This is a genomic window from Leclercia sp. J807, from assembly GCF_009734465.1.
GTDB lineage: Bacteria > Pseudomonadota > Gammaproteobacteria > Enterobacterales > Enterobacteriaceae > Enterobacter.
In genome coordinates this window covers 4,014,349-4,035,597 of the sequence record NZ_CP046446.1, presented here as the reverse complement: position 1 = coordinate 4,035,597, position 21,249 = coordinate 4,014,349, and the positions used below count along the sequence as shown (strand labels likewise).

At 58.8% G+C, this 21,249-nt stretch carries 15 protein-coding genes; 12 read left to right on the top strand and 3 right to left on the bottom strand.

The features are described from left to right. Position 1 precedes the first annotated feature (1 nt). From lsrB to lsrG, 3 genes are read left to right on the top strand one after another with little or no spacing between them, the layout of a single operon-like run. Positions 2–1,003 carry an autoinducer 2 ABC transporter substrate-binding protein LsrB gene (lsrB, locus tag GNG26_RS19075; protein ID WP_103824876.1) on the top strand — a complete coding sequence of 334 codons (1,002 nt, stop codon included), beginning with the start codon at positions 2–4 and terminating at the stop codon, positions 1,001–1,003. 11 nt (positions 1,004–1,014) lie between these two features. Beyond that, positions 1,015–1,902: a 3-hydroxy-5-phosphonooxypentane-2,4-dione thiolase gene (gene lsrF, locus GNG26_RS19070; protein WP_156239806.1), complete on the top strand. Its 888-nt coding sequence runs from the start codon at positions 1,015–1,017 to the stop codon at positions 1,900–1,902. Beyond that, on the top strand, positions 1,899–2,192 hold the full coding sequence (lsrG, locus tag GNG26_RS19065; protein WP_156239805.1) for a (4S)-4-hydroxy-5-phosphonooxypentane-2,3-dione isomerase: 294 nt from the start codon (positions 1,899–1,901) through the stop codon (positions 2,190–2,192). The genes lsrF and lsrG overlap by 4 nt, the downstream gene beginning before the upstream one ends. Positions 2,193–2,334: 142 nt before the next feature. Here lsrG and ygjG read toward each other — a convergent pair whose 3' ends face one another. Continuing rightward, positions 2,335–3,714 carry a putrescine aminotransferase gene (gene ygjG / locus GNG26_RS19060; protein WP_180209756.1) on the bottom strand — a complete coding sequence of 460 codons (1,380 nt, stop codon included), beginning with the start codon at positions 3,712–3,714 and terminating at the stop codon, positions 2,335–2,337. A 420-nt stretch (positions 3,715–4,134) separates the two neighbouring features. Between ygjG and GNG26_RS19055 the strand changes: the two genes are divergently transcribed. Together GNG26_RS19055 and GNG26_RS19050 are read left to right on the top strand one after the other, a co-directional pair. Beyond that, complete coding sequence (locus GNG26_RS19055; RefSeq protein WP_156239803.1) at positions 4,135–5,655, top strand: PAS domain-containing methyl-accepting chemotaxis protein; 1,521 nt, start codon at positions 4,135–4,137, stop codon at positions 5,653–5,655. Between the two features lie 336 nt (positions 5,656–5,991). Next, on the top strand, positions 5,992–7,539 hold the full coding sequence (locus GNG26_RS19050; RefSeq protein WP_156239802.1) for a methyl-accepting chemotaxis protein: 1,548 nt from the start codon (positions 5,992–5,994) through the stop codon (positions 7,537–7,539). Here the strand turns inward: GNG26_RS19050 and GNG26_RS19045 are convergent. After that, positions 7,536–8,081 carry a PadR family transcriptional regulator gene (locus tag GNG26_RS19045; RefSeq protein WP_156239801.1) on the bottom strand — a complete coding sequence of 182 codons (546 nt, stop codon included), beginning with the start codon at positions 8,079–8,081 and terminating at the stop codon, positions 7,536–7,538. The genes GNG26_RS19050 and GNG26_RS19045 overlap by 4 nt on opposite strands. A gap of 236 nt (positions 8,082–8,317) precedes the next feature. Here GNG26_RS19045 and GNG26_RS19040 point away from each other — a divergent pair, with 236 nt between their 5' ends. Then, positions 8,318–9,082, top strand: coding sequence for a siderophore-interacting protein (locus tag GNG26_RS19040; protein ID WP_156239800.1), 765 nt, complete (start codon positions 8,318–8,320; stop codon positions 9,080–9,082). Here the strand turns inward: GNG26_RS19040 and GNG26_RS19035 are convergent, their stop codons facing one another. Beyond that, positions 9,083–10,252: a DNA repair protein gene (locus tag GNG26_RS19035; RefSeq protein WP_156239799.1), complete on the bottom strand. Its 1,170-nt coding sequence runs from the start codon at positions 10,250–10,252 to the stop codon at positions 9,083–9,085. A gap of 672 nt (positions 10,253–10,924) precedes the next feature. On the opposite strand from GNG26_RS19035, the gene bcsO reads away from it, so the two are divergent. Genes bcsO through bcsD form a run of 6 tightly spaced genes read left to right on the top strand, consistent with a single transcriptional unit; the run spans position 10,925 to position 21,248 of the window. Next, the gene (bcsO, locus tag GNG26_RS19030; RefSeq protein ID WP_156239798.1) at positions 10,925–11,497 is read left to right on the top strand and encodes a cellulose biosynthesis protein BcsO; all 573 of its coding nucleotides are present in this window, start codon (positions 10,925–10,927) and stop codon (positions 11,495–11,497) included. Further along, positions 11,488–12,294, top strand: coding sequence for a cellulose biosynthesis protein BcsQ (gene bcsQ, locus GNG26_RS19025; protein ID WP_103824863.1), 807 nt, complete (start codon positions 11,488–11,490; stop codon positions 12,292–12,294). The genes bcsO and bcsQ overlap by 10 nt, the downstream gene beginning before the upstream one ends. A gap of 21 nt (positions 12,295–12,315) precedes the next feature. Next, positions 12,316–14,436, top strand: coding sequence for a UDP-forming cellulose synthase catalytic subunit (bcsA, locus tag GNG26_RS19020; RefSeq protein WP_114316629.1), 2,121 nt, complete (start codon positions 12,316–12,318; stop codon positions 14,434–14,436). After that, positions 14,433–16,895, top strand: a complete 2,463-nt coding sequence (gene bcsB, locus GNG26_RS19015; protein WP_156239797.1) for a cellulose biosynthesis cyclic di-GMP-binding regulatory protein BcsB — start codon at positions 14,433–14,435, stop codon at positions 16,893–16,895. The genes bcsA and bcsB overlap by 4 nt, the downstream gene beginning before the upstream one ends. 13 nt (positions 16,896–16,908) lie before the next feature. Further along, on the top strand, positions 16,909–20,781 hold the full coding sequence (locus GNG26_RS19010) for a cellulose biosynthesis protein BcsC (RefSeq protein ID WP_156239796.1): 3,873 nt from the start codon (positions 16,909–16,911) through the stop codon (positions 20,779–20,781). Next, the gene (bcsD, locus tag GNG26_RS19005; RefSeq protein ID WP_156239795.1) at positions 20,781–21,248 is read left to right on the top strand and encodes a cellulose biosynthesis protein BcsD; all 468 of its coding nucleotides are present in this window, start codon (positions 20,781–20,783) and stop codon (positions 21,246–21,248) included. Before GNG26_RS19010 ends, bcsD begins: the two co-directional genes overlap by 1 nt. Position 21,249: the final 1 nt, after the last annotated feature.

Genomic DNA, 21,249 nt, shown 5'->3' with positions numbered 1-21,249 from the left:
GATGAAAATAAAACTGATGGTGCTGGCCGTAGCGTTAAGCGTTGCCTCGGCGCAGGCCGCCGACCGCATTGCGTTTATCCCGAAACTGGTGGGGGTCGGCTTCTTTACCAGCGGCGGCAACGGGGCGAAAGAGGCGGGTAAAGCGCTGGGCACGGACGTTACCTACGATGGCCCCACCGAGCCGAGCGTCTCGGGGCAGGTGCAGCTGATCAATAACTTCGTCAACCAGGGCTATAACGCCATTATCGTCTCCGCCGTGTCGCCGGATGGCCTCTGCCCGGCGCTGAAGCGCGCCATGCAGCGCGGAGTGAAAGTGCTGACCTGGGATTCCGACACCAAACCGGAGTGCCGCAGCATCTACATCAACCAGGGGACGCCGGAACAGCTCGGTGGCCTGCTGGTGGAGATGGCCTCGAAGCAGGTGACCAAACCGGACGCCAAAGTGGCCTTCTTCTACTCCAGCCCCACCGTCACCGACCAGAACCAGTGGGTGAACGCGGCGAAAGCCAAAATCGCCAAAGATCATCCCCAGTGGCAGATCGTCACCACCCAGTTTGGCTATAACGACGCCACCAAATCCTTGCAGACCGCCGAGGGGATCTTAAAAGCCTACCCGGATCTGGATGCGATCATCGCCCCAGATGCCAACGCCCTGCCGGCGGCAGCCCAGGCGGCGGAAAACCTGAAGCGTGAAGGGGTGGCGATCGTCGGCTTCAGCACGCCGAACGTTATGCGTCCGTATGTGGAGCGCGGCACGGTGAAAGCCTTCGGCCTGTGGGATGTGGTGCAGCAGGGCAAAATTGCGGTCAATGTCGCCGATCGTTTGCTGAAAAAAGGCGATCTTAACGTCGGCGACAGCGTGGAGATCAAGGATATCGGCAATCTCAAGGTCGAGCCGAACAGCGTGCAGGGCTATCAGTATGAAGCGAAAGGCAACGGCATTGTGCTGCTGCCGGAGCGGGTGGTGTTCACCAAAGAGAACATCAACAACTACGACTTCTGACGGGAGAGAACATGGCTGATTTAGACGACATCAAAGAGGGCAAGAACTTTGGCCTCGACCGGCCGCAGCAGAATGTGCCTTTTACCCTGAAGGGGTGTGGGGCGCTGGACTGGGGGATGCAGTCCCGCATGGCGCGCATTTTTAACCCCACCAGCAACCGCACGGTGATGCTGGCCTTCGATCATGGCTATTTCCAGGGGCCGACCACCGGGCTGGAGCGCATCGATCTCTCTATTGCGCCGCTGTTTGGCGAAACCGATGTGCTGATGTGTACCCGCGGCATTCTCAGAAGCACCGTGCCGCCCGTCACCAACAAGCCGGTGGTGCTGCGCGCCTCCGGGGGCAACTCGATGCTGGGCGAACTCTCTAACGAGTGCGTGGCGGTGGCGATGGAGGACGCCCTGCGCCTCAACGTCTGTGCGGTGGCGGCGCAGGTCTATATCGGCAGTGAGTATGAGCACCAGTCGATCAACAACATCATCAAGCTGGTGGATGCGGGCAACCGCTACGGTATGCCGACCCTGGCGGTGACTGGCGTGGGTAAGGAGATGGCCCGCGACGCGCGTTACTTCTCGCTCGCCAGCCGCATCGCCGCCGAGATGGGGGCGCAGTTCGTCAAAACCTATTTTGTGGAAGAGGGATTCGAGAAAGTGACCGCCAGCTGCCCGGTGCCGATTGTCATCGCCGGGGGTAAAAAGCTGCCGGAGCACGAGGCGCTGGAGATGTGCTTCCGCGCCATCGATCAGGGCGCGTCGGGTGTCGATATGGGACGCAATATCTTCCAGTCCAGCGCGCCGCTGGCGATGCTCAAGGCGGTGAAGAAGGTAGTGCACGAGAAGATGAGCGCCCGCGAGGCGTATCAGTTCTGGCAGGAGGAAAAACAAGGAGAAACACAATGAACGTGACCTTAGTGGAGATCAACATTAAGCCGGACAAGGTGGACGAGTTTCTGGAGGTGTTTCGCGCCAACCATGAAGGAGCGATCCAGGAGCCGGGCAACCTACGGTTTGACGTTTTGCAGGATCCGCGGGTGAAAACCCGGTTCTTTATCTACGAGGCTTACAAGGATGAGGAGGCAGTGGCGGCGCATAAGCAGACCCCGCACTATCTGGCGTGTGTGGAAAAACTTGAGGATCTCATGTCTGAGCCGCGTAAAAAACGTTGTTTTGTCGGGTTGATGCCGGAGTAAAAATCGCCCGGTGGCGCGTTGCTTACCGGGCCTACGGGCTTGTGCGGTCTGTTGCCCGGTGGCGCGTTGCTTACCGGGCCTACAAGGGTTCAAACGGTGCGGGTTTTGTAGGCCGGGCAAGCGCAGCGCCGCCCGGCGGTTTTTACGCTTCGGTCACACTCACCTGCATGGCCGCCAGCGCCTTACGGGCCGCTTTCAGCACCAGCTCACACTGCTCAATGGTCAGCGTTAGCGGCGGTTCAATGCGAATGGTCTTCGAGTTGTTGAGCGTGCCTGCCACCAGCACCCGCTGGCGGAACATCTCGCTGGCGAAGCTGTAGCCGGTTTCGTTATCGACAAACTCAATCGCCATCAGCATCCCTTTGCCGCGCGCCTCCTGGACCAGATCCGGGTATTCACGCCCTAGCTGGCGGAAGCCATCCAGCAGCATGTCGCCTTTCTGTTCCGCCTGGGCGGGCAGGTTCTGCTCCAGCAGCACGTTGATGGTCGCCAGCGCCGCGGCACAGGCCAACGGATTGCCGCCAAAGGTGGTGGTATGCAGGAAAGGATTATCGAACAGCACCGAGAAGACCTCTTCGGTGGCGACAGTGGCACCAATCGGCATCACGCCGCCGCCCAGCGCTTTCGCCAGGCACAGAATGTCCGGCTGCACGTTCTCGTGCTCGCAGGCAAACATTTTGCCGGTACGCCCCATGCCGGTCTGCACTTCATCCAGGATCAGCAGCGCGCCAAACTCATCGCAGAGCTTACGCACCGCGGGCAGGTAGCCCTGCGGAGGCAGGATCACGCCGCCTTCGCCCTGGATAGGCTCGAGGATCACCGCCGCCACCTCATCGCCGGTTTTATGGCATTCCGACAACATGGTGCGCATGGCGTTGATGTCGCCGAACGGCACATGGCGGAAGCCCGGCAGCAGCGGCATAAACGGCTTACGGAAGGTGGATTTCGCGGTGGCAGAGAGGGCCCCGAGCGACTTGCCGTGGAAGGCGCCGCTGGTGGCGATAAACGTGAACTTCCCGCGCGGCGACTGGTACGCTTTGGCGAGTTTGATCGCCGCTTCGACCGATTCCGTGCCGCTGTTACAGAAGAAGCTGTATTTCAGTTTCCCCGGCGTCAGTGCCGCCAGCGTTTTTGCCAGCATCGCCCGCAAAGGGTCAAGCAGTTCCTGGCTATGAAGGGGTTGTTTTGCAAGCTGATTTTGTACGGCGGAAACTACTACTGGATTACGGTGCCCCACGTTGAAAATACCAAATCCACCCAGGCAATCTATAAACTCCTGTCCCTGAGTGTCGACAAGCGTATTCAAACTTCCCGCCTGCCACTCTACGGCTCCGTAATCCCCGCCTGCCGTTACCGATTTCCTGTATTCGAGAAAACCTGGATTGACATGCTCTTTGAAGTAATCAATCACCTCGCGGTTAAGTTGTTTCATCTCCTCATGATCAAGCGTTCGCTTCTCAATGAGATTCAAGGCGTGCGCGGTACAGGCAAGGGCCGACGCGCTGGAAGGTAACCTGTTCAAGATGTGCTCCCGGGGATGGCGTATCACATGATACTGGATTAAGTATTGCAGGCTTTACGCCACATCCAGGGCCTTAACAAAAATCGGGATAAACGCCAGGTTAAAATAATGTTACACAATATTTAATCATGCAAAAGCGCAGCCTGGCCGCTGCGGCAGGGAATTTTCAGAAACAGAGATGCCCGATAGCAGTGCATTTGCTCTGTTTTAGGGCGGAAAGGGAACAGATACGGATCCTCCTTCAGGAGTAGTTTCGTCGCGAAACCATTAGATATCAATAAATTATAAAAACACACAAAAAATGCGGTTTAGTGGCGTTTTGCGATCTCAGGCATGTTTAACAACTAAAGATATGTTCGTTACCGCCGTAAAATATTTACGCCACAAAAATAACATTCAAGTAACCTGCAAGGGATGCCTATGTCGCCTCAACCGTTTGTCACGCAGTGTGAATACCCGCTGCAAGATGACACCACCCTGATGTCCACCACCGATCTGCACAGCTACATTACTCAGGCCAACGACACGTTTGTGCAGGTAAGCGGGTATACGCTTGCCGAACTGACAGGACAGCCGCACAACCAGGTCCGTCACCCGGATATGCCAAAAGCGGCCTTTGCCGACATGTGGTATACCCTGCAACAGGGCGAACCCTGGAGCGGAATTGTGAAAAACCGCCGTAAAAATGGCGATCACTACTGGGTGCGCGCGAATGCGGTGCCGATGGTGCGCAACGGCCAGACCACCGGGTACATGTCCATCCGCGTGAAGGCCACGCCGGAAGAGATCGCCGCTGTCGAGCCGCTCTATAAGGCGCTGAACGAAGGGCGCTGCAAAAAGCGCGTGCATAAAGGGCTGGTGGTTGCCAGAGGCTGGACCGGCAAACTCCCGTCGATGCCGCTGCGCTGGCGGGTCCGCGGCGTGATGACCGCGTTATTTGCCGTGCTGGCGGCCACCCTGTTTGCCACCGGTGCGGAATGGTCAGCACTGGGCGCCAGCGCGCTGGTCATGCTGCTGGGTACGCTCCTGTTTGAGCAGCAGATTGTGCGTCCGGTCGAGAACGTGGCGCGTCAGGCGCTGAAGGTGGCGACGGGCGAGCGCAACAGCGTTGAGCATCTCAACCGCAGCGACGAGCTGGGGCTGACCCTGCGCGCAGTAGGGCAGCTCGGCCTGATGTGCCGCTGGCTGATCAATGATGTCTCCAGCCAGGTCGTTAACGTGCGCGACGGCAGCGACCAGCTGGCGAAGGGCAATGATGACCTTAACGATCGCACCCACCAGACGGTGTCGAACGTGAAGCAGACCGTGGAGACCATGAACCAGCTGGCAATGACCGTCCAGAACAACACCAGAACCGCGGTTGACGCTGATAAGCTCTCCATCGCCGCCAGTGATGCCGCCACCGAAGGCGGACACGCGATGCAAACCGTGGTCAAAACCATGGACGAGATTGCCGACAGCACCCAGCGTATCGGCTCTATCACCAAGCTGATTAATGACATCGCCTTCCAGACCAATATTCTGGCGCTGAATGCGGCGGTAGAAGCGGCCAGGGCAGGGGAGCAGGGCAAAGGCTTTGCGGTGGTAGCCGGAGAGGTGCGTCATCTTGCCAGCCGCAGCGCTACCGCCGCCAACGACATCCGCAAACTGATCGACGCCAGCGCCAGCAAAGTGCTGTCGGGCTCAGAGCAGGTCAATGCTGCCGGGCGCACAATGGATGATATTGTGGAGAAAGTGCAGAACGTCACCCGGCTTATCGCGGAGATCAGCCACTCGACCTCCGAGCAGGCGTCCGGGCTGTCGGAGCTGACCCGCGCGGTAGCGGAGCTGGATGCGATTACCCAGAAAAACGCCGCGCTGGTGGAAACCAGCGCCCAGGTGTCGGCGATGGTGAAACACCGGGCTAAACGCCTTGAGGATGCGGTCACCGTCCTTCACTGAGTCAGTAATGTTCTAAAAAAGCCGTTTACGCTTCACAGCGTAAGCGGTTTTTTTATGGGCGAATTGTCATTGTTTTTATCATTTATTGTTATTTAAATATTAAATAATTAAAAAAATCGCCGCGATTAATTCTCTCTGCCTGCGTCTGTTTTCCCTGTTGCGTTGTCAAAAAAAGTGTGCCGGTGGTTGTATAACGATCGATGAGTTAAAATTAATAGTCTGCGCCTATCCATTGTGGTGATTATGAAATAAAAAAGCGATCAAAGTCATAAAGTTAGCGGTAGAGTTACCGATAACGCTGATCGTCTGAGAAATAATCACATCGATGGAGTAAATATGTTCTTACACGACGTTAAAATCGGCACGAAATTATTTCTGGCGTTTGGATTCTTTATTGTCCTGATGGGGATAAGTGCGAGTTTATCTCTGTTGAGCCTGAACCGGGCAAATAACGGGATGCAATCCATCATCACCAGCGATTATCCCACGACCGTAAAAGCCAACCAGTTAATCGAAAATTTTCAGGAATTTATTAGCACTCAACAGCTGATGCTGCTGGACGATCAGGGCACTTACACGGCGCAGTCAGAGCAGCATCTGAAGGCGATCAGCGAGCGTATCACTCTTATACTCGGGGAGCTGGACAAGGCCCTCCAGGATAAACAATCCCAGCAGGTGCTGGCCGATATCCGCGGCGTTCGCCAGCAGTATCTTGACTCCCGCTATCGCATTTTGCAGGCGGTGCAGAACAACGATCGGGCGGGGGCGATTCAGGAGATGATGACCAATACCCTCAGCTTGCAGCAAGCCTATAAAGCGAAGGTGCAGGCGCTGATTGCGATCCAGAACACCCAGATGCAGCGCGCAGGTGAAGAGGTGGAAGGCGATTTTAAAAGCAACCGCCTGGTGCTGATCCTCATCACGCTCTTCAGCGTGGTGGTGGGCAGCCTGATGGGCTGGTTTATCGTGCGCTCCATTACCCGTCCGCTGGGCGAGGCGGTGGGCTTTGCCCAGTCCATTGCCGAGGGCGATCTCACCCGCAACATTGCCTCGCACGGGAAAGATGAAACCGGCCAGCTGCTCACGGCGCTGATGGAGATGAAAGTCCGTCTGCTGGAGATTGTGCAGCAGGTACAGACCGGTTCGGAGAGCATCTCCAGCGCCGCGGCGCAGATTGTGGCGGGTAATCAGGATCTGGCGGCGCGTACCGAAGAGCAGGCCAGCTCCGTTGAACAGACGGCGGCGTCGATGGAGCAGATCACCGCGACGGTGAAAAATACCGCCTCGCATACCGGCGAGGCGACGAACCTCTCTGCGGACGCGGCCCGGGTGGTGAAACACAACGGCGAGATGATGCAGCAGGTCACCAGCAAAATGCGCCTGATTAACGAGACCTCCAACCGGATGTCCGACATCATCAACCTGATCGACTCCATCGCCTTCCAGACCAACATTCTGGCGCTGAACGCGGCGGTTGAGGCGGCGCGCGCGGGCGAGCATGGCCGCGGCTTTGCGGTGGTGGCCGGTGAAGTTCGCCAGCTGGCGCAGAAAAGCGCCACCTCAGCCAGCGAAATTCGTCAGCTGATTGAAAGCTCAACCAGCCAGACCCAGGACGGGATGGCGCTGGTGGAAAAAGCAAGCGGGCTGATTAATGGCATGGTGGGTAACGTGGAGGAGATGGATGTCATCCTGCGCGAGATCCGCCAGGCAAGCCATGAGCAGACGGAAGGCATTTCGCAGATCAACAGCGCCATTGGCCTGATTGACTCCACCACCCAACAGAACTCCGCCCTGGTGGAGGAGTCTGTTGCGGCGGCATCATCCCTAAACGAGCAGGCGATGAACCTGAAAGCGCTGGTGAAAGTGTTCCGCGTCGCCGCTTAATCGAGCTGGGAGATCTCCAGCGCCGCGCGGTCGATCACGCCGATAATCTGTTTGATCTGCGCGTCGCTGGTTTCTCCCTGATTCACCTTCAGATCCAGCACCGCTTTAAAGTTATCCAGCGCCCGCTTCATCTGCGGGTTTTTGCGCAGCTCAAAGCCCACGCAACGCGCTTTGACACGCGCCAGAATGTGCTCCAGATGGTCTATGTTTTCATCCAGCCACTGCTGCCCGGCAACGGTGATCTCAATCTTTTTACGCCCGTTCTCCTCCTCGGTAAGCGTAATAAATTGCTGATCCTGGAGAAAATCGAGCGTCGGGTAGATGACGCCCGGGCTGGGGGTGTAGTTGCCCTGGGTCAGGGTCTCGATCGCCTTAATCAGCTCATAACCGTGGCTGGCGTTGCGGGTCAGAATATCGAGGATCACCAGCCGTAATTCGCCGTGACCAAAGAAGCGCTGGCGGCGACCGCCGCCGTGATGGTGATCGCCGCCGCGTCCGCGGTGAGCGTGATCGCGGTGATCATGATCGTGAGAGTGTCGCATCGTCTTTCTCCGTATTTTTGATATATCTAATTTATATCTAAATCTTAAAAACAAGCAACGTCATCGCACGTAATTTATTTAACTTACTAATATTTAAGGTTTTAAATGTATAAGGTTGGCTTTGGGATTGCGAAATCTGTCTATATCAAAAAAATCTTGCAATTCTTCTTATTAGCAATCATTATCATTTAACTTTCATTTCCGATATATCGATTTAACTTTCACGAAGGCACATTATGACCACACCCCGCTATCCTCAACGTGTCCGTAACGACCTGCGCTTTCGCGAGCTGAACGTGCTCCGCGTGGAGCGCGTCAGTACCAGTTTTCAGCGCATCGTACTGGGCGGCGAAGCGCTGGAGGGCTTCAGCTCCCGCGGCTTCGACGACCACTGCAAAGTCTTTTTCCCGGAACAGGGCACAACCTTTGTTCCTCCGGTCGTGACGGACGAGGGCGTGGAGTGGGGTGAGGGCGTGCGTCCGCAGGCGCGGGATTACACCCCGCTCTATGACGCGGCCCGTCACGAGCTGGTGCTCGATTTCTTTATCCACGACGGCGGCGTGGCAAGCCAGTGGGCTGTGGACGCAAAACCGGGAGATACCCTCTCTATCGGCGGCCCGCGCGGTTCGCTGGTGGTGCCGGAAGATTATGCCTGGCAGCTGTACGTCTGTGATGAGTCGGGCATGCCCGCCTTGCGCCGTCGTCTGGAGACCCTGCGCGCCCTGCCGGTACGTCCGGAAGTGCACGCTGTGGTGACCGTGAGCGATGCCGCCTGCCAGGACTATCTGGCGCACTTAAGCGAGTTCAACATCAGCTGGGTGGTGGGGCATAACGAGCAGGCGGTGGCGGATCGTCTGGCGGCGCTCAGCGTGCCGGCAGAAGATTACTTCATCTGGCTGACCGGGGAAGGGAAGGTGGTGAAAAACCTGAGCCGCCTGTTTGAAACCGACGCCATCGATCAGAAGCTGGTGCGTGCCAGCGCGTACTGGCACGCCAAATAGTCAGGCCACGTCGTCGAGCTGCGCTTCGCTGACCTGATGTTCCAGCGAGGCGCGCACCTCGTGCAGGGCTTTCTCCTGCTGGGCGAAATAGGCTTCCATATTGCTCAGCGAGGAGACCAGCAGCCAGGACTCCTCTTTTTCCAGCTCTGCCAGCTCGCTCACCAGGGTGTCGATCTGTTCGCGAACCTGGGCCATCTTTTTGCGGATCCGCGTCAGATCGTTCAGCCGGTCGCTGGCCATCAGCGGCTCCAGCCCCTGATGCAGGCGGGCCACCAGCGAGCGGATCGCCTTCACGTCGCCGCGCTGCTTCGCCTGGTTGAGCTGTACCATCATGGCGTTCGCCTCTTCTTTCAGCTCGTCCGCCACCAGATCCGGGTGACAGAGCTTGCTCGCCTGGCGCCAGAGCCGTTTTAACTCGTTCTGATCCTCTTCGGACAGGTCTTTGCCCTTGCGCAGCCGGATCTCCGCTTCATGCTGCTGCTCGCGGTATTTTTCATACTCGTCGTTGGCCTCGTCCCGCGCCTGGCGGGCGGGCTCCTCTTCGCGGGTTAAGCCCGTTTCCAGCTCCTGGGCTTCGGCCAGCAGGTTGGCGATCAGGTTGCTTTGTTGCTGCAGTTGTTTGCGTGCCGCGGCAGCCTGCACCGAATCGGCGGGCTGATCCCGCCAGTGCCGGGTCAGGGTAGCCAGCACCTCCACCGCCTGGGCGACATACTGCTGGCAGCGGCGATAGTCTGCTTCGCGACGGCGCGCCTCTGCCTGCTGGCGACGCAGATTCAGCTCCGCCAGGGTTTTGCGCAGGGCGAGGATCTGGCTCATCAGTGGGCCGAGGCGGGTGAGGTAGAGGTCGTTAAATTCATCCAGCTGCTGGACGCGGGCGTTACGGCGATCGATGAGATCGCGCAGGCGCTCTTCCAGCGCTTTCAGCTCCAGCTTGCTGGCGGCCAGCTGCGGATCCCGCCATGGGGTAACGGCACGCTGACCCTGGAGCCATGCGGTAATAGCCGCCATCGCCCCGGTGTAGTTTTTCTGCTCAAGCGCCACGACGATCGCCCGCAGCTCCTCGTCAAAGGCTTCGCTTTTTAACCGTGCCAGCTGACTCTCGATGATGTCGTCATCTTCCAGTTCGATAGCATTTTTAATGATTTCCAGCCGTTTGATCGGTGTGCTCATGATGCTTTTCGCTTTTGCGCTTAAGTATTTGAGTTAAGGATAGTTGTCAGGAAAACAACAGGGAATAATACACATGTCTGATGAATGGCGCGACGGGGGAATGCGTTAATTTTGCGCGCGGTAAGCTCGCAGCGGCGGCCTCGCCAGCTACGGTGCCACGCTGAACGGCAAAGTGCTGGATCTTACTCTCCGGGAGGCGGTCAATAATCTCATCACCGGGACTGGCATCCAGCAAATACATATTAAAAGGAAATGATGCTGGCAAATATAAAAAGGCTGCCGTGCACCCGCCATACTCACCCCTGTATCCTGCTTTTCATAAACCTCGCTTATAGTTCCCTGTCGATACTAAGCTTTGCGTGCTATATTTTTGCTGGATTAATCTCTCGCCTGGGTAACATAGAGCGATATTTTATCTGTATGTTGGGGGTTACTGCTGGCAGAAAGTGGAGAAATTACGCGATCTGTCGATAAGCTTGTACATAGTATTAGCTCTACGTAATATGCATTAGAATATTTACTAAGCAAATATGACTACCCGTAAAGGGAAGGCTTTATGGCGGTTGTTAATCACTGATCCCCTTTACACGTTCGTATTCCCACAAAAATGTTGTCCCTGGCAAAGTCATGCAGGAAACAAAAAATACTGACTTGTAAATCACGAGTAATACCATGAAAAATTATGATGATTTGCAGCGTTTCAAGGATAAAACGCGCACCGGTGACATCAACTTCAAGGACTTGTCTGCGCAAAACAAGCAGGCTTCCAGTAGCGGCTGGGCGATCATCAACCAGCTGGCAGGTGTGAATAATGACGCGGCGCTGGCGAAAGCGGGCAGCGTCGCCGTACCGGTTCCCCAGGCAGTGCAACCCGGTGAGCTGGATGCTGCCTTTGCCAGTCTGACGAAGGTGCCTGCCGTTTCCTCGCCTTCGATCATGCAAAGCATGAATGTTGACCGCGCCGAAAAAGAGGCGCCGATTCAGCCTGCGCCCTCGCTGTTCGATCAGCTTAAACCTGAGGTGGCAAGCCAGCCGCCGGTGAAAGAGTCGCCTGCGCCGCAACCTGAGGTTCGTGCAACCCCTGCGCCCGTAGTGCCCATTGCGCAAGCTACCCCTGCGCCAAAACCTGCAGAGCCGGTGCGCTTTGAGCAGCTGTTCGCCACCAAAGCGTCTGAACGTGCCAGCCATCCGGTAAAAGATCTTCCCTTACAACCGCTCCTGGAGAAAATCGCTTCATGCCGTTAGTGTGTATTTGCTCGCCAAAAGGCGGAGTCGGGAAAACCACGGTCACGGCCAACCTCGCTTATGCTCTGGCACGTTCCGGCAGTAAAGTTCTGGCCATTGACTTCGACGTACAGAACGCGCTGCGTCTGCATTTTGGCGTGCCGTTGTCTGACGGACGCGGCTACGTTGCCCGCGCCAATGAATCCGCCGACTGGAGCCAGTCGGTACTGACGGCGGGCAACAATATGTTTGTCCTGCCCTACGGTGAAGTGACGGAAGAGCAGCGCCTGATCTTTGAACATAACCTCACCAGCGACAGCAATTTCCTGGCGCGTGGGTTAAGTTCTCTGCTGAACTACCCGGGGCTGGTCATTCTGGCCGACTTCCCGCCAGGGCCGAACCCGGCGCTGAAGGCGATCTCCCCGCTGGCCGATATGCACCTGGTGACCCTGCTGGCCGACACCGCATCGCTGTCACTGCTGCCCCACATTGAAAACCACCGGCTGACCGGCGGAGAACCGCCGAACAACAAGGCCGGATACTATTTCCTGGTGAACCAGAGTGACAACCGGCGCCATATCAGCCGTGACGTCACCGCCTTCTTACAGCAACGCCTCGGCGATCGCCTGCTTGGTGTGATCAACCGGGATGAAAGCGTGCCTGAGGCCAATGCCTCACAGCAATCGATACTGGATTTCAGCGCCACCTCGGCGGCGGCGTTCGATATCGAGCTGGTGAGTAAGCGTATCGCGGGTATTTTGGGTATCCAGGTAGGGGACGGCGCCGTGCACGCCAACCTGAGAACCTCCGGTTTCTGACGACAATTTCCAGGACGTCCTATGAAAAAGGCGCTGTTTTATCTACTGCTATTGGTCTTAGCACCCATCGCCGTATTAATTATTATCACCCCAATGGATAGCCAGAAGCAGTATATCTTCGGCTTAATCAGCATTGGGGCGCTGCTGCTGCTCGGCTTTAGCAAACATCACCGCGTATCGGTAATCATGATGATCGTGGCGGTGTTAATGTCCACACGATATATCTGGTTCCGGGCCACGCAGACGCTGCACTTTAATTCCGAAATTGAGGCCATACTGGGGATCGGGTTATTTCTCGCCGAACTCTATATCTGGATAACCATTATTTTGAGTTATCTGCAAAACCTCTTTCCGTTACAGCGCAAGATTGTGCCGCTGCCGGATGATATGTCGCAGTGGCCTACGGTGGATATCTATATCCCGTCCTATAACGAAAGCCTGGACGTGGTGCGCGATACCGTGCTGGCGGCGCAGTGCCTGGATTATCCGGCGGATAAGCTGAAGATCTACCTGCTGGATGACGGCAAGCGCAGCGAGTTCGCGGTGTTTGCCGCCAACGTCGGGGTAGGGTACATCACGCGTAACGACAACTCCCACGCCAAAGCGGGCAACCTCAACCACGCGATGAAGCTCACCAAAGGCGAGCTGATCTGCGTCTTTGACTGTGACCACGTAGCGACGCGTATCTTCCTGCAGGCGACGGTTGGGGCCTTCCTGCAGGATCCGAAGCTGGCGCTGATGCAGACGCCGCACTACTTCTACTCGCCGGATCCGTTCGAGCGTAACCTCTCCGCAGGCCGCGATATTCCTAACGAGGGTCAGCTGTTCTATGGGCAGATCCAGCGCGGTAACGATAACTGGAACGCCACTTTCTTCTGCGGCTCCTGTGCGGTGATCCGTCGCAGCGCGCTGGAAGAGATTGGTGGCTTTGCGGTGGAAACCGTTACCGAAGACGCCCACACCGCGCTGAAGATGCAGCGCCTGGGCTGGAAATCGGCCTATCTGAATATTCCGCTGGCCGCAGGGCTGGCGACGGAGCGCCTGGTGGTGCACGTGATCCAGCGTACCCGCTGGGCGCGCGGCATGACGCAGATTTTGCGGGTCGATAACCCGCTGCTGGGCCGTGGCCTGAAGTGGCAGCAGCGTCTTTGCTACCTTAACGCCATGCTCTCGTTCCAGTTTGCGTTGCCGCGCGTGGCGTTCCTCACCGCGCCGCTGGCCTACCTGCTGTTTAACCTGAACATTATCCACTCCTCGGCGAGCCTGATTTTCGCCTATATGCTGCCGCACCTGTTCCTCTGTATCTATGTAAACTCGCGGGTCAACGGGCGCTTCCGCTACAGCTTCTGGGGGGAGATCTATGATCTCGTGCTGGCCTTCCACCTGGTGCTGCCGACGGTGATTACCCTGATCTTCCCGAAACGCGGGAAGTTCAACGTAACCGATAAAGGCGCGCTGCTGGACGTGGGCTATTTCGACTTCAGCATTGTCCGCCCACACCTGATTATTGCGGTGTTGCTGGCGGCAGGGGTTGTTGCCGGGATCACGCGCGCCGTCGCGCATGACTATTTCAACGTCGATCCGATGGTTATCGCCCTGAACGTCGGTTGGGGTATCTACAGCCTGATCTTCCTGCTGGCGGCCATTGCCGTGGCGCGGGAAACCCGCCAGACGCGTAAGACGATCCGTATCGATGCCAACGTGCCGGTGGTGATCCACTACGCCAGCGGTATCTCCTCGCGCAGCCATACCCTGGATCTCTCCATGGGCGGCTGCCGTATTGCGGTGGTGGATGACCGCCACTTGACCGATGAGATCGAAGAGATTGAGCTACAGCTGCAGTCGGGGGCGATCAGCATTCCGGTCAGCGTCATTGCCCACGATGAGCAGTACATTCGCCTGATGTTTGCCGAGATCCCGCTGGAGCGCCGCCGCGAGCTGGTGCGCGTGGTGCTGGCCCGCGCCGATGCGTGGATCAACCCGCCTAAGCCGCAGGACAATCCGTTCCGCTCGTTGTTTATTATTATTCGCAGCGTATTTGATCTGTTCTGGCTGACCTGGAAAGACCGTCGTAATAAGCGTCGTCAACGCCATGAGGATGCAGGGCGCAGGAATAACGCCACCGAGGATACCGCTGTATGAAAGGGATGACCCGCAAAGCCCTGCAGATGCTGTTTGTATTTGGCGTACTGGCGCAGCCGGTGACGGCGGAAGAGCCGACCACCGTGGAATCGCTGCTGCCGGTGGATCTCCCGCCGCCGGGGACGGACGCGGCGCAGTCCGCTGCGGATGCGGCGCCGGCTTCCCTGCCTGCACCCGATACGCTGCCCGCTTTCCAGACCCCACCGGCGGCAGAGGCGGCTGCGGAACCAGCTGCCAGCCCGGCACCGGATGCCGTACCGGTGACGCACGACGCCGTTCCTGCTTCTCCGGTGCCGATGGGGATCACCCCTGGCACCAGCAGCAGTATCACCGTTGCCCAGATGGGGCAGCCCAATGGCGTGGTGTTAAGCGGTGGGCAGCTACAGGGGGGGATCGATTTTACCCTCTCGGCGGACCAGGTGATCACCAATGCCCAGCTGGAGCTGAACCTGAAGGTCTCTCCGGCGATGGCGGCCCGTAATACCACCCTGCAGCTGATGCTCAACGGCCAGCCGCTGGGGACGGTGCCGTTGGGCTCTGCCGACAGCAACGTGTCGAGCTATCAGCTGGAGATCCCTGCGGCGATGGTGGTGTCACGCAACAACATCAGCTTCAAAATCAACGACGGCGACGCCCTGCTGTGCCAGCGGGATCTGTCGGACAATTATCAGGTCACCATCATGCCGAACACGCGTCTCGACCTGGAGGCGCAGCAGCTGAACATTGGCGCGGATCTGAGCCATTTCCCGCGTCCGTTCCTTGATGAGATGCAGATGACGCCGACCACGCTGACCTTCGCCTTCCCGGCCAAAACCCTGCCGGAGCAGGTGGGCGCGGCGGCGCTGATCGCCTCGTGGCTGGGGATCGAAGCGGACTACCGCGGTATTTCATTTGACGCCCTGCATGACCAGTTGCCGGAGAAAAACGGCATTCTGTTCGGCAAACCGGGCGAGTCGATTGGCGGCCTGACGCTGCCCGCCTCTAACGGGGCGATGCTCCAGGTGGTGGATAACCCGGCCAACCCGATCTACAAACTGCTACTGGTGGTGGGCAATAACGAGCAGCAGCTGAAAAGCGCCGCATGGCGTCTGACCCGCGGACAGTTCAGCGGCCAGACCACCAGCCTGCCGGTGGAGGCTCAGAACATCCCGGTCAGCAAGCCTTATGACGCCCCGCGCTGGATCGCCACCGACCGCCCGGTGCTGCTGAGCGAGCTGATGCGTAAAGATCAGAGCCTGACGGTGACCGGCATCTGGCACGAGCCGCTGACCCTTGGGTTCCGCGCCGCACCGGATCTCTTTATGTGGGATGGCGACACCATTCCGCTGAAAGTGGCCTATCGCTTCCCGTCCGAAAGCTGGATTGACGAGCAGCGTTCGTATCTGTCGATGACCTTCAACGGCGCGTTCCTGCGCAACCTGCCGGTCAACAAACAGGGTCTGCTCGAAAGCCTGTGGCACAAGCTTGGCGGCGATGCGCGTCAGGAGAATGTTGAGGTGCCGCTGGAGCCATACCTGATTTACGGCGACAACCAGCTGCAGCTCTATTTCAACATCCAGACCAAAGAGACCGCGCCGTGCAGCGTGTTGCTCAATAACAACATCAAGAGCCGTATCGACGAAGATTCCAGCATCGATCTGAGCAACACGCGCCACTTTACGCTGCTGCCGAACCTGTCGTACTTCGTCGGCGCCTCGTTCCCGTTCACCCGTCTGGCGGACTTCTCCCAGACGGTGCTGCTGCTGCCGGAGAACCCGAGCGAAAGCGAGATCAGCACCCTGCTGGATCTCTCTGCCCGCTCCGGGAACGCCACCGGCACCGCGCTGAACAACAACCGCGTGATGTTCGGTCTGCCATCTGGCGGGGCGAACCTGCTGCGCCTCAGTGAAAGCGATGTGCTGGCGGTTTCCACGCTGGATCAAACTGCCTTCAACCGTGCGCTGCTGGCCCAGTCGCCGTTTATCAGCAACGAGCACACCTTTGGGGTGCGCGAGCCGAGGATGCTGGAAAAAGCGCAGCGCTTGCTGGAGGGCGACTGGAACGCGTCGGGCGTCGATGCCGACCGCTACTTCTCGTCGAACGAATCCTGGCGCGGCTTTGTCAGCTTCCGCTCCCAGTGGAACCCGGAACGTCTGGTGGTGATGGCGATTGGCAGCAATGACCAACAGCTTTCGCGTCTGCATAACGATCTTAACTCGGCCCGCATCAACGCCGGGATCCGCGGCGATACGGCGATCATCACTGATGAAAACGGTGTGCGCAGCTTCCGCGTTGGCCCGCAGTTCCCGAGCGGCCAGATGCCCTGGTACATGATGGTGGTGTGGTATGCCACGCAGCACTCCGCCATGCTGGCAATCTTTGGCCTGCTGTTCGCGACGATTATTGGCCTGAGCCTCTACTCGTTACTGAAAAAACGCGCGCATAAACGTCTTAACCCACAGGATTCAGATCGTGAGTAAGGGTGGTAACACTATGGAAAATAAAAACAAAACCGCCAGACATCTGCCTGTGCTTTGCCTGTTTAGCGGGCTGGCGCTCGGGGGCCTTCAGGGCGCCCAGGCGGCGGATGCCGCGCAGTCGGCCAATAACCCGGCGCTGAAAGCGCTCTTCGACCAGGCGAACTACTGGCACGAAAAGTCTCACGATAACCTGGCGATGGAATCGCTGAAAAAAGTGCTGATGGTGGACCCCAACAACACCCAGGCGCTCTACCTGATGGCGCTGTGGTCACAGCAGGCTGGGGACATGAAAGGGGCCGCGCAGTGGCGTGAACGCTTAACGGCGGTCTCGCCGCAGGATGCGAATCTGCAGGCGCTGGATAACGCCAAACAGATGCAGCAGGTGCCGCGTGGGCAGCTGGAGCTTGCCCGCCAGCAGGCACGCAGCGGCAATATTCCCGCCGCGCTTAGCACCTGGCAGAGCCTGTTTACCGGCAACCAGCCGCCGCCGAGCCTGGCCCCGGAATACTATCTGACCATGGCGGGGGACAAATCCCTCTATCCGCAGGCGGTGAGCGAGCTTCGTCAGCTGCGCGTGCAGTACCCGCAAGATAACAACGTTAAAATTGCGCTGGGCAAAGTGCTCACCTATCAGGAGAGCACTCGCCGCGAGGGGATGGATATCCTGCAGGATCTGGCGAGCGGTAATCAGGATGCGGATAAATCTCTGCGTCAGGCTCTGCTCTGGCTGGGGCCGCAGGCGGGTGACGAAGCTTATTACCAGACTTACCTCCAGCGCCATCCCACCGATACCGCAGTGCAGGACTACTTCCGTAAAAGCATCGGCGGGGCGGCAAAAGGCGAAGGCTATGTGGCGCTGAACAGCGGCAATACCGACACCGCCCGCAGCCAGTTTGAGCAGGCGCTGAAGACCAACCCGGAAGATGCCGACGCGCTGGCCGGGATGGGCTACGTGGCCCTGCGCAAAGGGGACTACGCCGCGGGCGCGCAGTACCTGAACCGTGCGGCAAGCCTGGGCGGAAGCGCCTCTGAGGAGCGCAAGCAGCAGGCGCAGGATGCCGAGTTCTACGGCCAACTGGCCCAGGCGCAGGCGGCCTACAAACAGGGTAACGTCAGCCAGGCGCTGGCCCTGAGCGCACCGCTCGCCCAGCGCAGTGGCGAACAGGGGGCGGCGGCGAAGCTGTTCCGCGCCGACGTCCAGCGGCATAACAAAGATTACACCTCGGCGGAGCAGACCCTGCGCGGCATGCTGACCGAGCAGCCGAACAACGGCGCGGCCCGGGAAAACCTCTACTACGTCCTGCGCGAGCAGAACAAAACTGCCGAAGCCCAGGCGATGTTGCAGACCCTGCCGGCCAGCCTGCAGGCGAGGCTTCAGCCGCGCGTCTCCGGTGGCAACCCGACAGATCCGCTGCGTCGTCAGGCGCAGCAGGCGGCGGCCAACGGCGATCCGCAGCGCGCTATTGCGCTGTTGCAGCAGGGGACGGCCCGCTATCCGTCCGATCCCTGGCTGCGTCTGGATCTGGCCCGTCTGCTGCAGAAACAGGGACGCGACGCAGAGGCGGCCAACACCATGGCACCAGCTTTCCGCCCGAACGCCAGCAACAGCGAACTCTACGCTGCCGCGCTGTTCGCCAGTGAAAACAACGCCTGGCAGCAGTCGCAAACCCTGCTGTCGCGCATTCCAGCCTCCAGCCAGAATCGCGATATGCGCGAGCTGTCGCAGCGGGTCAACTACAACCTGCAGATGAACGTCGCCGAGCGCTATCTGGCGCAGGGCGATCGCACCGCGGCGGCCAACACCCTGAAAGCCCTGGCGGCGCGTCCGCCACAAAGCCCGGCGGATGCCGGCAAGCTGGCGCGGATGCTGGCCCAGAGCGGGGATGTCACCACTGCGGTGAGCGTGGTCCACGACAACATGCGCCGCGGCGTGCAGGGTAACGCCGGGGATTATGCTGATCAGGTGGCGGTGCTCAATCAGGCGGGGCTGGGCAGCGAAGCCCAGGTCTGGCTTGCCAGCCCGGAGTTGCAGTCCCGCAGTACCCCGACCCAGCTGGCGAGCATTCGTAACGGCTACGTGATCAACGAGGCCGACCGTCTGCGCGTACAGGGTAACTATGCTGCGGCCTACGATAAGCTGATCCGCGCCATGCAAAACGATCCGCAGAACACCGATCTGATGTTTGCGATGGCCCGCGTCTACCAGTCCGGCAAGATGAATAAAGAGGCAGGGGTGGTCTACGACTACCTGATGACCCGCGATACGCCGCAGCAGGATGCGCGGGCCGGGGCGATCGATGTGGCCCTGGCCAGCAAAAACGTCGATAAAGCGAAGCAGCTGAGCGCCGGGCTGACCAACGACGGTACGCCGGAGCGCCTGCTGCTGCTGGCGCGGGTCTCCGAGGCGGAAGGCAATCATCAGCAGGCGATGAGCTATCTGCGCACCGCGCGCGGCAAGCTGCTCGGCCTGCAGAATAACACCGGTGAAACCGCCCCAATGCTGGGCGGCCTGGCACTGGCCGACAACCCGTTTGTAGGGACCTCCAGTACCAGCGAGGTGGCAGCGTCGCCGTCACTCTACGGCCAGGCGATGCCGTGGCAGGTGGCCCAGCTGGCGCGTAATCCAGAGACCGCGCCGCCGGGTACCGTGCGCACCGATCTGCCGGTGGAAACCGCCCAGGCGGGTACGCTGCGTCAGGTGGATAACATGATGGAGATGCTGGTCGACAAAACCGCCACCTGGGCGCGGGGTTCAACCTCCCTGCGCGCGCGTGACGGCGAGGAGGGGCTGAGCAAGCTGACGGAGATCAAGGCGCCGCTGCAGTGGTCCACCGTGCCGTTCGGCGACTCGCGTCTGGATGTTAACGTGACGCCGATAAGCCTCGATGCGGGTACCTCGTCCGATGAATCCAGCCGCCGGTTTGGTACCGGGGCGCTGATTCAGGGCGGCGTGGCCGAAGAGCTCTATAACGCTTCCACCACCACGCCGCCTGAGCTGCCGAATATCGACAAAATCAAGGTGCCGTCCCAGGGCTCGCAAAGCGCTCAGGGTGTGGAAGTGGCGATGGCGCTCACCGGGGATCAATACAAAATTGACGTCGGCTCCACGCCGCTGGGTCAGGATCTGAACACCGTAGTGGGTGGGATCCAGTGGTCGCCACAGCTGACCGATTACCTCAAGCTGGTGCTTACCGGCGAGCGTCGTGCGGTGGTAGACAGCCTCCTCTCCTATGTTGGCGTTGAGGACAAATACAGCGGCAAGAAGTGGGGCCAGGTCACCAAAAACGGCGGCAGCGCGCAGCTGAGCTATGACAATACCGATGCAGGTTTCTACGCCGGGTTTGGCGTGTATGACTACGTCGGGGAGAACGTGCCGAGCAACACCAGCGTCACCGGCTCTGCGGGGGTCTATTTCCGCCCTTACTACGCCGCCGACCGCGAGCTGAAAGCCGGCATCAACATGAACTACATGAACTTCGACAAAAACCTGAGCTACTTCAGCTACGGGCAGGGGGGCTATTTCAGCCCGCAGGACTATATCAGCGTCTCCTTCCCGGTGGATTACACCCAGAAATATGACAACTGGAACCTGGGGTTAGGCGCGTCGATTGGTTATCAATCCTACACCCAGGATGAGAGCCCGTACTTCCCGACGGACGCGGCCATGCAGCGCCAGCTGGAAGATTATGTCTCCCGTGGTTTCGCCAAAGAGGCGTTCTACAAAGGCAACAGCGAAAACGGCCTGGGCTACAACCTGCGCGCGTCCACGGACTACAAACTCAACAAAGATATGACCATCGGCGGGCAGATTGGGTATGACACCTTCGGTGATTACAACGAAAGCACCGCAAGCCTCTACTTCCGCTACCTTCTGGGGAACAAGTAATGAACGATCAACAGCTTTTGCACTATTACCAGCATCAACAGTCCCAGTCGGGCTGGTTTGGACTGATCCATGTGATGGTTGAGACGATGGTGGCGAACGTCGGCGAGGCGCAGAGCCGCGCCTTTCTCGTGCAGATGGGCGACGCCCTGGGCGAGCGATTCCCGCTGACGCTGGCGCACACGGTGGGCGAACTCGAAGAGCAGATCAACGCCCGGCTGGCGGCCTTTAACTGGGGCTATATTGATATTGATGCCAGCGACACGGCGATCCGCATCGTGCATACGGCATTGCCGGTGCCGCCTGAAGAGGCAAAGCAGATGGCCTGGAACCAGGCCTTCAGCGCGGTGCTGGAGGGGCTTTACGCCCGCTGGCTGCGTGAGCAGGGCGGAAAATCGCACGTTTCACTGTGGCGGGAGGCATCCCCCTCGGCTACGGTTATCCATTTCAGATATCAAAACAATCAATAAG

Excerpts from the sequence above, each read along its gene's own strand:
- GNG26_RS19035 (WP_156239799.1), bottom strand. The coding sequence starts at position 10,252 with ATGAGCACACCGATCAAACGGCTGGAAATCATTAAAAATGCTATCGAA.
- lsrB (WP_103824876.1), top strand. The coding sequence starts at position 2 with ATGAAAATAAAACTGATGGTGCTGGCCGTAGCGTTAAGCGTTGCCTCG.
- bcsA (WP_114316629.1), top strand. The coding sequence starts at position 12,316 with ATGAAAAAGGCGCTGTTTTATCTACTGCTATTGGTCTTAGCACCCATC.
- lsrF (WP_156239806.1), top strand. The coding sequence starts at position 1,015 with ATGGCTGATTTAGACGACATCAAAGAGGGCAAGAACTTTGGCCTCGAC.
- GNG26_RS19050 (WP_156239802.1), top strand. The coding sequence starts at position 5,992 with ATGTTCTTACACGACGTTAAAATCGGCACGAAATTATTTCTGGCGTTT.
- GNG26_RS19055 (WP_156239803.1), top strand. The coding sequence starts at position 4,135 with ATGTCGCCTCAACCGTTTGTCACGCAGTGTGAATACCCGCTGCAAGAT.
- bcsO (WP_156239798.1), top strand. The coding sequence starts at position 10,925 with ATGAAAAATTATGATGATTTGCAGCGTTTCAAGGATAAAACGCGCACC.
- lsrG (WP_156239805.1), top strand. The coding sequence starts at position 1,899 with ATGAACGTGACCTTAGTGGAGATCAACATTAAGCCGGACAAGGTGGAC.
- bcsQ (WP_103824863.1), top strand. The coding sequence starts at position 11,488 with ATGCCGTTAGTGTGTATTTGCTCGCCAAAAGGCGGAGTCGGGAAAACC.
- bcsD (WP_156239795.1), top strand. The coding sequence starts at position 20,781 with ATGAACGATCAACAGCTTTTGCACTATTACCAGCATCAACAGTCCCAG.
- bcsB (WP_156239797.1), top strand. The coding sequence starts at position 14,433 with ATGAAAGGGATGACCCGCAAAGCCCTGCAGATGCTGTTTGTATTTGGC.
- GNG26_RS19045 (WP_156239801.1), bottom strand. The coding sequence starts at position 8,081 with ATGCGACACTCTCACGATCATGATCACCGCGATCACGCTCACCGCGGA.
- GNG26_RS19040 (WP_156239800.1), top strand. The coding sequence starts at position 8,318 with ATGACCACACCCCGCTATCCTCAACGTGTCCGTAACGACCTGCGCTTT.
- GNG26_RS19010 (WP_156239796.1), top strand. The coding sequence starts at position 16,909 with ATGGAAAATAAAAACAAAACCGCCAGACATCTGCCTGTGCTTTGCCTG.